Genomic DNA, 256 nt, shown 5'->3' with positions numbered 1-256 from the left:
CGTTGCTGATCGTTCGGTTGAACGTCCACTGGCCGGAGGTCGTCGACTGGTTCACCATAGTCGGAGGCGGATTAGACACCGTCACCGTCGACGGACCAGCCGACGAAGCAACAAAACCCGTACCCGAGAAGGCCGCCGTCACAGACTGCGCACCCGCAGCAGCAAACACATGCGACAGAGTCGCAACACCATTCGACACAACAGCAGTACCGATTTCAGAACCGGCAACCTTGAACGAGACCGTGCCCGCAGCAGA

The 256-nt window shown here is 59.4% G+C and carries 1 protein-coding gene; it reads right to left on the bottom strand.

Translation table 11 applies throughout. The annotated features are described in order from the left end of the window. The coding region (locus tag QM600_RS29585; RefSeq protein WP_283265338.1) for an Ig-like domain-containing protein at window positions 1-256 on the bottom strand (256 nt) is incomplete at both ends.

Source organism: Rhodococcus sp. IEGM 1379 (assembly GCF_030056815.1).
Classification (GTDB): Bacteria; Actinomycetota; Actinomycetes; order Mycobacteriales; family Mycobacteriaceae; genus Rhodococcus_F.
The sequence above is the reverse complement of the archived record's forward strand: the minus strand, read 5'-3'. Positions and strand labels throughout refer to the sequence as shown.